Here is an 11509-nt window from a genome sequence, read left to right on the forward strand (position 1 = left end):
GGCCTGCCCGGTTATTATTATTTTTGACGCCAGACCAACTGGTAATGGTAGCGACCAGCACTCAGTTGGTATTCTGCCGACACTGACGGGCTCCAGGAGTCGTCGCCACCAATCCCCATATGGAAACCGTCGATATTCAGCCAACTGCCTTCTTCTGCGTGCAGCAGATGGCGATGGCTGGTTTCCATCAGTTGTTGTTGGCTATAGCGGCTGATATTGAACTGGAAGTCGCCGCGCCACTGGTGTGAGCCATAATTCAATTCGCGCGTCCCGCAGCGCAGACCGTTTTCGCCTGGGAAGACGTATGGGGTATACATGTCAGACAATGGCAGATCCCAGCGGTCAAAACAGGCCGCAGTAAGGCGGTCGGGATAGTTTTCTTGCGGCCCCAGCCCCAGCCAGTTAACCCGCTCTGCGACCTGTGCCAGTTGGCAGGTCAGGCCAATCCGCGCCGGATGCGGTGTATCGCTTGCCACTTCAACATCGACGGTAATCGTCATTTGACCACGACCATCAATACGGTAGGTTTTGCGGCTGATAAATAAGGTTTTCCCCTGATGCAGCCAGGCGTGGACAGTCGTAATCAGCACCGCGTCGGCAAGCGTATCTGCCGTGCACTGCAACAACGCCGCTTCGGCCTGGTAATGTCCTGCTGCTTTCCAGCGTTCTACCCAGGCGTTCGGGTCAATGCGGGTCGCTTCACTCACGCCAATGTCGTTATCCAGCGGCGCACGGGTGAACTGATCGCGCAGCGGCGTCAGCAGTTGTTTTTCATCGCCAATCCACATCTGTGAAAGAAGACCTGACTGCCGGTTAAATTGCCAACGTTTATTACCCAGCCCGATGCAAAAATCCGTTTCGCTGGTGGTCAATTGCGGGGAGGAGTGGGGCGCGGAGAGGGGCGTCACACTAAGGTTTTCCGCCAGACGCCACTGTTGCCAGGCGCTGATGTGTCCGGCTTCTGACCATGCGGTCGCGTTCGGTTGCACTACGCGCACTGTGAGCCAGAGTTGTCCGGCGCTCTCCGGCTGTGGCAGTTCAGGCAGCTCAATCAACTGTTTACCTTGTGGAGCGACAGTCAGAGGCACTTCGCCACTTGCCAGCGGCTTGCCATCCAGTGCCACCGACCAGTGCAGAATTTCGTTATCGCTATGACGGAACAGGTATTCGCTGGTCACTTCGATGATTCGCCCGGATAAACGGAACTGGAAAAACTGCTGTTGGTGTTTTGCTTCTGTCAGCGCCGGATGCGGCGTGCGATCGGCAAAGACCAGACCGTTCATACAGAACTGGCGATCGTTCGGTGTATCGCCAAAATCACCGCCGTAAGCCGACCACGGGTTGCCGTTTTCATCATATTTAATCAGTGACTGATCCACCCAGTCCCAGACGAAGCCGCCCTGTAAACGTGGGTACTGACGAAACGCCTGCCAGTATTTAGCGAAGCCGCCAAGACTGTTACCCATCGCGTGGGCGTATTCGCAGAGGATCAGCGGGCGTAACTCACCTGGCAGCGAAAGCCATTTTTTGATTGACCATTTCGGTACTGCCGGGAAGGGTTGATCTTCATCCACGCGCGCGTACATCGGGCAAATAATATCGGTTGCGGAGGTGTCTGCACCGCCGCCTTCATACTGTACCGGGCGGGAAGGATCGACGGATTTGATCCAGCGATACAGCGCGTCGTGATTAGCGCCGTGGCCTGATTCATTACCCAGCGACCAGATAATTACGCTCGGGTGATTACGATCGCGCTGCACCATCCGCGTTACGCGCTCGCTCATCGCGGGCAGCCACTGCGGATCATCTGTCAGGCGGTTCATCGGCACCATACCGTGAGTTTCAATATTAGCTTCATCCACCACATACAGGCCGTAGCGGTCGCACAGCGTGTACCACAGTGGATGGTTCGGATAATGCGAACAGCGCACGGCGTTAAAGTTGTTCTGCTTCATCAGCAGGATATCCTGCACCATCGTCTGCTCATCCATGACCTGACCATGCAGAGGATGATGCTCGTGACGGTTAACGCCGCGAATCAGCAACGGCTTGCCGTTCAGCAGCAGCAGGCCATTTTCAATCCGCACCTCGCGGAAACCGACATCGCAGGCTTCTGCTTCAATCAGCGCGCCGTCGACGGTGTGCAGTTCAACTACCGCACGGTAAAGGTTCGGGGTTTCTGCGCTCCACAACGCCGGGCTTTCGACGTTCAGACGTAGTGTGACGCGATCGGCATAACCACCGCGCTCATCGATAATTTCACCGCCGAAAGGCGCGGTGCCGCTGGCGACCTGCGTTTCCCCCTGCCATAAGGATACCGTTACCCGCAGATCGTCGCGCAGTTCGCCACACATGCGGACTTCAGCGTCGAGAACGGCACGGCTGAAATCGTCATTAAAATGGGTAGCAACATGGAAATTGCTGATTTGCGTGGTCGGTTTGTGCAGCAGCGAGACGTCGCGGAAAATGCCGCTCATCCGCCACATATCCTGATCTTCCAGATAACTGCCGTCACTCCAGCGCAGCACCATCACCGCGAGGCGGTTTTCTCCGGCGCGTAAAAAGTTGCTCAGGTCAAATTCAGACGGCAAACGGCTGTCCTGCCCGTAACCGACCCAGCGTCCGTTGCACCACAAATGGAATGCTGAGTTAACGCCATCAAAGATAATCCGCGTCTGGCCTTCCTGTAGCCAGCTTTCATCAATATTAAATGTGAGCGAGTAACAGCCCGTCGGATTCTCTGCGGGAACAAACGGCGGATTGACCGCAATGGGATAGGTTACGTTAGTGTAGATGGGCGCGTCGTAACCGTGCATCTGCCAGTTTGAGGGGACGGGGACTGTATCGGCGTCAGGAAGATCGCACTCCAGCCAGCTTTCTGGCACCGCGTCTGGGGCGGGAAACCAGGCAAATTGCCATTTGCCATTCAGACTGCGCAACTGGCGGGAAGGGCAATTCTCGCGGGCTTCTTCACTATTTCGCCAGCTGGCGAAAGGGGGATGCGCCGCAAGGCGGTTGAGTTGGGTAACGCCAGGGTTTTCCCAGTCACGACGTTGTAATACGACGGCCAGTGAATCCGTAATCATGGTCATTGCTGTATCCTGTGTGAAATTGTTATCCGCTCACAATTTCACACAACATACGAGCCAGAAGCATAGAGTGTAAAGCCTGGGGTGCTTAATGAGTGAGCTGACTCACATTAATTGTGTTGCGCTCACTGCCCGGTTTCCAGCCGGGAAATTTGCCGTGCCAGCTGCATTAATGAATCCGCCAACGCGCGGGGAGAGGCGGTTTGCGTATTGGGTGGCAGGGTGGTTTTACGTGTCACCAGTGATACGGGCAATAGCTGATTTCCCTTCACCGCCTGACCCTGAGAGAGTTGCAGCAAGCGATCCACGCTGGTCTGCCCCAGCAGGCGAAAATCCTGTTTAATGGTGGTTAACGGTGGGATATAACACGAGCTGTCTTCGGTATCGTCATACCCCACCACTGAGATATCCGCACCAACGCGCAGCCCTGACTCGGTAATGGCGCGCATTGCACCCAGCGCCATCTGATCGTTAGCAACCAGCATTGCGGTGGGGGTAATGCCCTCATTCAGCATCTGTATGGTTTGTTGAAAACCAGACATGGCGCTCCAGTCACCCTCAAGCTCCGCTATTGGCTGTAGTTGATTGCAATCGAGATATTTGTGCCAGCCCGCCAGACGCAGACGCGCCGAGACAGAACTTAATGGACCCGCCAACAGCGCAATTTGCTGGTGACCCAACGCGACCAGATGTTCCACGCCGAGCCGTGCGCCGTCATCATGGGAAAAAATAATGCTGTTAATGGGGGATTTGTCGGAGACATCAAGAAACAAAACCGGCACGTGGCCGCAGGCTGCCTCTACGGCGATGGCATCTTGTTCATCCAGGGGATAGTTGATAATCAGGCCGCTGACGCGTTGTGCGAGAAGATTATGAACCGCCGCTTTACAGGCTTCGACGCCACTGCGTTCCACCATTGATACCACTACGCTGGCACCGAGTTGATCGGCGCGGGATTTAATTGCCGCAACAATTTGTGAAGGCGCATGAAGCGCCAGGTTGGAAGTGGCAACGCCAATCAGCAACGACTGTTTGCCCGCTAGTTGCTGTGCCACGCGGTTGGGAATGTAATTCAGCTCCGCCATTGCCGCTTCCACTTTTTCCCGCGTTTTCGCAGAAACGTGGCTGGCCTGATTTACCACGCGGGAAACGGTCTGATAAGAGACTCCGGCATACTCGGCGACATCGTATAGCGTTACTGGTTTCACATTCACCATCCTGAATTGACTCTCTTCCGGGCGTTATCATGCCATACCACGGAAGGTTTTGCGCCACCCGGCAGGGCTGACACCAAAGTGAAATTTAAAATGCTGACGCCAGGTCACAGGAGAGAGAAAGCCCACTTCGATACACTCACTGTATTTACAGGTATACTCGCAAAAATTATTCAGCGGGTTTGGAAATAAAGATGGCAAAACTTACCTTACAAGAGCAGTTGCTCAAAGCAGGATTAGTCACCAGCAAAAAAGCGGCGAAGGTCGAGAGAACGGCGAAAAAATCGCGTGTTCAGGCGCGTGAAGCACGGGCGGCGGTAGAAGAAAATAAAAAGGCACAGCTTGAGCGTGATAAACAGCTTAGTGAACAACAAAAACAAGCGGCATTAGCGAAAGAATATAAAGCCCAGGTGAAGCAGCTTATTGAAATGAACCGTATCACCATTGCTAATGGCGATATCGGTTTTAACTTCACCGACGGCAATCTGATTAAGAAAATTTTTGTAGATAAGCTCACGCAAACGCAGTTGATTAATGGCCGCCTGGCAATTGCCCGTTTGGTTACTGACGGCAATAGTGAAGGTGAATACGCCATTATTCCGGCAAGCGTTGCCGACAAAATCGCCCAACGTGATGCCAGCAGTATTGTGTTGCACAGTGCACTCAGCGCCGAAGAGCAGGATGAAGACGATCCGTATGCCGACTTTAAGGTGCCTGATGATTTGATGTGGTAATTATATGTCCGTCACCATCCGCGAACAGGATGGCGACGGTTCGTTACGTGCGGGATATTAATAACGGATCACGGTTCGAATTGATTTGCCTTCATGCATTAATTCAAAGGCGTCATTAATTTCATCCAGACTCATGGTATGCGTTACAAACGGCTCCAGGTCGATATTACCTTTCATCGCATCTTCAACCATACCCGGCAACTGGGAACGACCTTTCACGCCGCCAAACGCGGAACCTTTCCATACGCGACCGGTGACCAACTGGAATGGACGGGTTGAGATTTCCTGACCGGCGCCAGCCACACCGATGATCACCGACTGACCCCAGCCACGGTGAGCACTTTCCAACGCCGCGCGCATCACATTGACGTTGCCGATGCACTCAAAGGTATGGTCGATACCCCATTTGTTGATATCCAGCAGGACATCTTTAATCGGTTTGTCGTAGTCATTCGGATTAATGCAGTCGGTGGCACCGAAGCGACGCGCCAGATCGAATTTCTTCGGGTTAGTGTCGATAGCGATAATCCGTCCCGCTTTCGCCTGACGAGCGCCCTGAACAACCGCCAGACCAATCGCACCAAGACCGAATACGGCAACGGAATCACCAGGTTGAACTTTAGCGGTGTTGTGTACTGCGCCAATGCCGGTGGTGACGCCACAGCCCAGCAGGCAGACGTGTTCATGGTTTGCTTCTGGGTTAATTTTTGCCAGAGACACTTCCGCGACCACGGTATATTCACTGAAGGTGGAACAGCCCATGTAGTGATAAAGCGGTTGCCCGTTGTAAGAAAAACGTGTTGTGCCGTCTGGCATCAGACCTTTGCCCTGGGTTTCGCGAACCGCGACACAGAGGTTGGTTTTACCGGAACGACAGAATTCGCACTCGCCGCACTCTGCGGTGTAAAGCGGGATCACATGGTCGCCAGGTTTAACGCTGGTCACGCCTTCACCGACTTCAACCACAACGCCAGCCCCTTCGTGACCGAGAACGACCGGGAATACACCTTCCGGGTCATCGCCGGAGAGGGTAAATGCATCAGTATGGCAGACGCCGGTATGAGTGACTTTAATCAGCACTTCACCTTTCTTCGGTGGCGCTACGTCAATTTCAACGATTTCCAGTGGTTTACCGGGAGCAAATGCAACGGCAGCACGTGATTTCATATTTCGCTTTTCCTCAATAGGGTAGTGGTTTCTGCTATTTAAGATAGGCACGAACCAGTTCAATCGTGTCATCAACGGATTGGCTGACTTCGCGGCTATAGCAGTCATTTCGGTCAAACGTTTCCCGGATATGGCTTTCAAGCACTTCTGCCATCAGCCCGTTAGCCGCGCCCCGAACGGCAGCGATCTGCTGGAGTATGGCACGGCATTCGGCATCACCTTCCAGTGACCGTTCCAGAGCATCAATCTGCCCCCGAATACGACGAACTCGAGTAAGCACCTTTTTCTTCTCTTCCGGAGTACTGGGCATTTCGCACCTCATCATCTGTACGCAATATACTATAGGGGGGTATGCTATATGTCAATGCATACCCCCCTATAGTATATAACACTGGAGAATAAAATTTATCCGATGAATGTGGGTGATATCTGGAGGAAACGAAGAGGAAAGAAGAGTGTTTGGGCGCTAATCTCGTGGGATTGCCGCCCGGATAGCAGGCGGCGGAAGGAATCAAAATTTCCATGTCAGATTGGCAGCGAATTGCAGGCCGTTATAATCATCGGTCGGCGTGTCATACCACACTTTACCGGCAGTCAGCCCCAGATTCAGTTGCTCAGTCAACGGTTGAATACGTTGTAAACTGGCGCTCTTCATGCTGCCGTGACGCGTCTCCGGAGACCAGTCGTAGGTGTAAGCTCCCGTCCCACGACTAAGCCAAAGTTGAGTATAACCGCCGCCGCGAGGGTCATTCAGACGCAAGGAAATCATATTGCTGTAACTGCCGCCAGCATCGCTGGAGTCATAATGGGTATAGCGATAGCTGGTGATCACCGGGCCAGTGTAGAGCGATACGCCGCCTTGCCAGGCATCGACTTCAACATCATCGTAATATTTAGTGTAGCGATAACCAGTCGTGAACAGCGTTTTTGGCAGCAAAGCCAGGTTAATATCCTGACGAAAATCCTGGCGGGCAAAGACCGGTGTATTATCGGCAAAGGCAATACCCGTGCGGGTTGTCAGCCAGTTATTCCATTTGTACCAGACAGCGCCCTGACCGCGTGTGGCATTGAAACGTTCAGTCTCATAATCACGACGCCCCTGGGAAAGATTAAAAAGCAGCGTTGCGTTTTCAACTTTCGCCACCAGTTCAGCATACGCTAAATTACGGTTGCCATGATCGCCAGAATAATCGGTAAAATCGTAGCCTGCGGTAATAGAAGTTAACCCGGCATAAGCGGGCAATGCGCTAAAGATTGCCGCTGCTAATAACGTCCGTTTTATCATTTTAATCTCCTGTACGGATAAGTTCTTGCCGGAGTGAATAATTTCCGGTAGGTAAATTGCGTTCTACAATAACGCGCGGGCCAAGTTGCGTGTTTGGCGAAATAATTCGGCCAGGTAAAATAATTACCTGCACGCCAAGACGTGAACGCTGACCAATATAACAACCTAATTTATCGCAGCCGGTAGCGATAATACCCTCTGGGGTGCGAACCGATACTGGCTGTTCATCCAGTCGATGGTTACTGGTACGCACCTGTGCGCCCAAATATGCCTGGCTTGCAACAACGGAATCGGCAATAAAGCATTGCGGTCCAATCATCGCTTCCGCCTCAATAACCGCATTTTTGATTTCAGTGGCAAAACCAATTTTTACGCCATTGTTGATTACCGTACCGGGGCGAATAAACGCATAATTACCTATCAGGCAGTTTGTACCAATCACTACCGGCCCTTGAATAACCACACCGTGGCAAATACGGGTATTGGCACCGATAACAACTTCACCGGCACTTTCATCAATAATCACCTGGTCAGCAATCTGAATATTTTTCTCTTTAACATTAAGCTTCAGATAGCTTTTCAGTTCCTGCGACAGAAGGTTGGGAATAAGCGGTTGGCGCTTCCACCAGTGCGGAATAACGGGTGGGTTTGTCGCGCTGAGGTTCGCGTCCAGTAAAAAAGGCAATAAGTCCATAAATAATCCAGATGGCATAAGCTAATAATACATACACAACGGAAAGTGGCGCTAAAGGCACCAACAACCAGCAACGATGAAACCAGGCGCTAAAAGCACCAATAACACAAACTACGCCGACCCAGATAAGCGGAAACATGGCCAGTACCACGCCATGTGGCCCGGTGGTGATTAATTCATTAAACCAGGTGGTTAGATAAATCCCAACGCCATAGAGCACGACCAACAGCATAGGGAAAATACTGAAGATGCCGAAACGGCTAAATAAAAGCCTTTTATGCAGACGCATACAGACCGCGTAACCCACAATCCAGCGCCGCCAGCGACGCCACTCCTCACGCGGGTTGTTGCATTCCTGAGGGTATACAATACAGCGATTCGCCTGACGAATGCGGTAACCATTGGCGACCAACGTCCAGGTGAGATCCAGATCTTCGACTTTGGTACGATCCGAGAAACCAAATTTACGCAATACATCGGTACGGAACATCCCACAGGCACCGCTGATAATAAAGGGCGCGCCGCCCAAAAGCTGTTGTAGCGTGCGCTTCATAACGATCATCGGCAGTTTTACCGTGGCGCGAATATGAGGCAGCAAACCTGCGCCTTTTAACGCTGTGGAAGGAATGCCGCCGACGGCATCAGCGCCGCGCTCAATTTCCGCCAGCATATAACCCATTCCGTCTTTATCGGGCGGAACATAGGTGTCAGCATCGCTTAAAAAAACCTGGTCGCAGGTGGCGTAGTTCAGGCCGTTCATCAGAGCGCCGCCTTTGCCGGTATTTTTTTGCGTAACAGCAACAAAGCGGTCGCCCCATTTGCGTTTGACTTCCGCCATTACCGCTTCGGTATTATCCGTGGAGCCGTCGTTAACACAAATTACCCGGCAAAAATAAGGATTGCGCAGCAGATTATCCAGTGATTGTGCCAGACAGGGGCCTTCGTTATAGGCAGGAATAATCGCGTCAATACAGCCTTTCTTTTGGCTGGGCTTACGCCTTAACGTACTCAAAAACCATAGCAATATTGCTACGGCCATAAATATAAAGATCCAGGTTTTCATTAAGTCTGCTCAAAGAATCATTTTATGAATAACAAAGCCTTCACCCAGATCACTATTGACCTGTTGTCCGCGAAATTGTGCAACAGCACGTAAACGTTCATGACGCATATAATCACGTCGCTCCTGGCTTTTATGTTTTTTTAACGCTGCAAGTTTTACGGTAAAATATTCTTCTTTTACGGATTCAAAAACCTGGGGCATAAATGAAAGCCAGGTGCTTGGCGTTTCATAGCCGAGGATCTGTGGAATAGTGCGGCAGGCAACCATTGATGCCTGATAAACTGCCAGATGATCCTGATGGCGGTCAGCATCATGCATGGTATATACCCGTATGATTTCTACATCAGCGGGAATTTGATTTTTAATAATATCTTCCAGGGAGGAAATCATATCATTGAGTTGCAGATGTGTACGGGTGTCTGAAAAATTAAGATGAATAGTTTTCTGACACCCCAACATCTTTAATGCTTCGCGAGATTCTTCATGACGATCGATGATTTCGCTTACACCCGAATCGCCAGCAGTCATGACAACGGCGGTGATATAAAATCCTTTCTGCGCAAGACGAGCAAGCGATGCGCCACAACCTAATTCAATATCGTCAGGATGCGCACCAATCGCAAGAATACCTTTCCTCTTTTCTGCTGAAGAATGCAACGCAGAATTTAAAACCTTATCCAATTCATGACACTCCATTGTAATTATTATGCTGAAAGCGCGACGAATGCAGAGCGGCAACCCTCTGCAACATACTCAGATGTTAAAAATGACACGCGGTAAAAAAAGAATAATCCTGAGAACAGGTCAATTAATGCCCGGAGGGCCGTAAGCGGTATAAGTTTGATTTGTGTGCATCATATGTTAAACATTTGTGTGTTTTGTGAGCGTGATTATATTTTTTACATATTGTATTTAGATGTGATTTAGTTTGTCAATTAATTGCATTTAAAAAATATCTTCTATCAACCATTACTTTTTATATTCGTTTTATGAATGAATTGGTATGGCAAAGAGGTTTTGAAGATTGCATTATATAAAATAAAAATAATATATATATTTATTATTGGTTGTCTGGTTGGTGGAGGGTGAAATAAATTTTTATTGTTTGAATTTTTATTCGTATATAAAAGTAAATGTGGCATTGCTTTGTAGGAAAACGGTTGGTAAATGCATAACTCATCTATCGTTTGCCATTTTTTTGCTAAGAATAAAAACATATTGTCCATAATGATTAATTCTTTTATCAAATATCTTTCTCCGCGAATACTGCTCTCATAACAAGACAGGGGAGCAGACAATTATGGCAATTTCATCGCGTAACACACTTCTTGCCACACTGGCATTCATCACTTTTCAGGCGCAGGCGGTGAACGTCACCGTGGCGTATCAAACCTCCGCCGAACCGGCGAAAGTGGCTCAGGCTGATAACACCTTTGCCAAAGAGAGCGGGGCGACCGTGGACTGGCGCAAGTTTGACAGCGGAGCCAGCATCGTTCGGGCGCTGGCTTCTGGCGACGTGCAAATCGGTAATCTCGGTTCCAGCCCGTTAGCGGTTGCTGCCAGCCAGCAGGTGCCGATTGAAGTTTTCTTGCTGGCGTCAAAACTGGGTAACTCCGAGGCGCTGGTAGTTAAGAAAAACATCAGCAAACCCGAAGATCTGATTGGCAAACGCATCGCCGTGCCGTTTATCTCCACCACGCACTACAGCCTGCTGGCAGCGTTGAAACACTGGGGCATTAAACCCGGACAAGTGGAGATTGTGAACCTGCAACCGCCAGCGATTATTGCCGCCTGGCAACGGGGAGATATTGATGGCGCTTATGTCTGGGCACCTGCGGTTAATGCGCTGGAAAAAGACGGCAAGGTGTTGACAGACTCAGAACAGGTCGGGCGGTGGGGCGCGCCGACGCTGGACGTTTGGGTAGTGCGCAAAGATTTTGCCCAGAAACATCCTGAGGTGGTGAAAGCGTTCGCTAAAAGCGCCATCGATGCCCAGCAACCGTACATTGCGAATCCGGACGCGTGGCTGAAACAGCCGGAAAACATCAGCAAACTGGCGCGCTTGAGCGGTGTACCGGAAGCTGACGTACCGGGGCTGGTCAAGGGAAATACCTATCTGACGCCGCAGCAGCAAACGGCAGAACTGACCGGAGCGGTGAACAAAGCGATCATCGACACCGCGCAGTTTTTGAAAGAGCAGGGTAAAGTTCCCGCCGTGGCGAATGATTACAGCCAGTACGTTACCTCGCGCTTCGTGCAATAA

The 11509-nt window shown here is 51.0% G+C and carries 10 protein-coding genes and 2 pseudogenes; 3 read left to right on the forward strand and 9 right to left on the reverse strand.

What is annotated here, in order from left to right:
- Positions 1–17 precede the first annotated feature (17 nt).
- The 3 genes and pseudogenes from lacZ to RGV86_RS17990 form a co-directional block, all read right to left on the reverse strand.
- The gene (gene lacZ / locus RGV86_RS17980) at positions 18–3092 is read right to left on the reverse strand and encodes a beta-galactosidase (protein WP_085460443.1); all 3075 of its coding nucleotides are present in this window, start codon (positions 3090–3092) and stop codon (positions 18–20) included.
- Between the two features lie 122 nt (positions 3093–3214).
- The gene (gene lacI / locus RGV86_RS17985; RefSeq protein WP_137326111.1) at positions 3215–4306 is read right to left on the reverse strand and encodes a DNA-binding transcriptional repressor LacI; all 1092 of its coding nucleotides are present in this window, start codon (positions 4304–4306) and stop codon (positions 3215–3217) included.
- Between the two features lie 27 nt (positions 4307–4333).
- Positions 4334–4435: pseudogene (locus tag RGV86_RS17990) on the reverse strand (GlxA family transcriptional regulator); the annotation flags it as partial.
- 62 nt (positions 4436–4497) lie between these two features.
- On the opposite strand from RGV86_RS17990, the gene RGV86_RS17995 reads away from it, so the two are divergent.
- Positions 4498–5037, forward strand: a complete 540-nt coding sequence (locus RGV86_RS17995; RefSeq protein WP_001096713.1) for a DUF2058 domain-containing protein — start codon at positions 4498–4500, stop codon at positions 5035–5037.
- Positions 5038–5094: 57 nt separating this feature from the next.
- Here the strand turns inward: RGV86_RS17995 and frmA are convergent, their stop codons facing one another.
- From frmA to RGV86_RS18020, 5 genes are all read right to left on the reverse strand, one after another.
- The gene (gene frmA / locus RGV86_RS18000) at positions 5095–6204 is read right to left on the reverse strand and encodes an S-(hydroxymethyl)glutathione dehydrogenase (protein ID WP_000842101.1); all 1110 of its coding nucleotides are present in this window, start codon (positions 6202–6204) and stop codon (positions 5095–5097) included.
- A 34-nt stretch (positions 6205–6238) separates the two neighbouring features.
- Entirely contained in the window at positions 6239–6514 is a 276-nt protein-coding gene (gene frmR / locus RGV86_RS18005; RefSeq protein WP_001141271.1) for a formaldehyde-responsive transcriptional repressor FrmR, read from the reverse strand.
- 201 nt (positions 6515–6715) lie between these two features.
- Complete coding sequence (locus tag RGV86_RS18010) at positions 6716–7489, reverse strand: YaiO family outer membrane beta-barrel protein (protein WP_085460444.1); 774 nt, start codon at positions 7487–7489, stop codon at positions 6716–6718.
- Position 7490: 1 nt separating this feature from the next.
- The gene (locus RGV86_RS18015) at positions 7491–8084 is read right to left on the reverse strand and encodes an LbetaH domain-containing protein (RefSeq protein ID WP_249940735.1); all 594 of its coding nucleotides are present in this window, start codon (positions 8082–8084) and stop codon (positions 7491–7493) included.
- Positions 8050–9246, reverse strand: coding sequence for a glycosyltransferase family 2 protein (locus RGV86_RS18020; protein WP_000860450.1), 1197 nt, complete (start codon positions 9244–9246; stop codon positions 8050–8052). Before RGV86_RS18020 ends, RGV86_RS18015 begins: the two co-directional genes overlap by 35 nt.
- A gap of 24 nt (positions 9247–9270) precedes the next feature.
- Here RGV86_RS18020 and RGV86_RS22465 point away from each other — a divergent pair, with 24 nt between their 5' ends.
- Entirely contained in the window at positions 9271–9339 is a 69-nt protein-coding gene (locus RGV86_RS22465) for a hypothetical protein (protein WP_432758337.1), read from the forward strand.
- A gap of 177 nt (positions 9340–9516) precedes the next feature.
- Here the strand turns inward: RGV86_RS22465 and RGV86_RS22470 are convergent.
- Positions 9517–9942, reverse strand: a pseudogene (locus RGV86_RS22470) (PIG-L deacetylase family protein); the annotation flags it as partial.
- Positions 9943–10546: 604 nt separating this feature from the next.
- Here RGV86_RS22470 and tauA point away from each other — a divergent pair.
- Positions 10547–11509 carry a taurine ABC transporter substrate-binding protein gene (gene tauA / locus RGV86_RS18030; RefSeq protein WP_085460446.1) on the forward strand — a complete coding sequence of 321 codons (963 nt, stop codon included), beginning with the start codon at positions 10547–10549 and terminating at the stop codon, positions 11507–11509.

This window comes from Escherichia ruysiae (assembly GCF_031323975.1).
GTDB lineage: Bacteria > Pseudomonadota > Gammaproteobacteria > Enterobacterales > Enterobacteriaceae > Escherichia > Escherichia ruysiae.

Coding starts and splice junctions, on each gene's coding strand:
- lacZ (WP_085460443.1), bottom strand. CDS start 3,092: ATGACCATGATTACGGATTCACTGGCCGTCGTATTACAACGTCGTGAC.
- lacI (WP_137326111.1), bottom strand. CDS start 4,306: ATGGTGAATGTGAAACCAGTAACGCTATACGATGTCGCCGAGTATGCC.
- RGV86_RS17995 (WP_001096713.1), top strand. CDS start 4,498: ATGGCAAAACTTACCTTACAAGAGCAGTTGCTCAAAGCAGGATTAGTC.
- frmA (WP_000842101.1), bottom strand. CDS start 6,204: ATGAAATCACGTGCTGCCGTTGCATTTGCTCCCGGTAAACCACTGGAA.
- frmR (WP_001141271.1), bottom strand. CDS start 6,514: ATGCCCAGTACTCCGGAAGAGAAGAAAAAGGTGCTTACTCGAGTTCGT.
- RGV86_RS18010 (WP_085460444.1), bottom strand. CDS start 7,489: ATGATAAAACGGACGTTATTAGCAGCGGCAATCTTTAGCGCATTGCCC.
- RGV86_RS18020 (WP_000860450.1), bottom strand. CDS start 9,246: ATGAAAACCTGGATCTTTATATTTATGGCCGTAGCAATATTGCTATGG.
- tauA (WP_085460446.1), top strand. CDS start 10,547: ATGGCAATTTCATCGCGTAACACACTTCTTGCCACACTGGCATTCATC.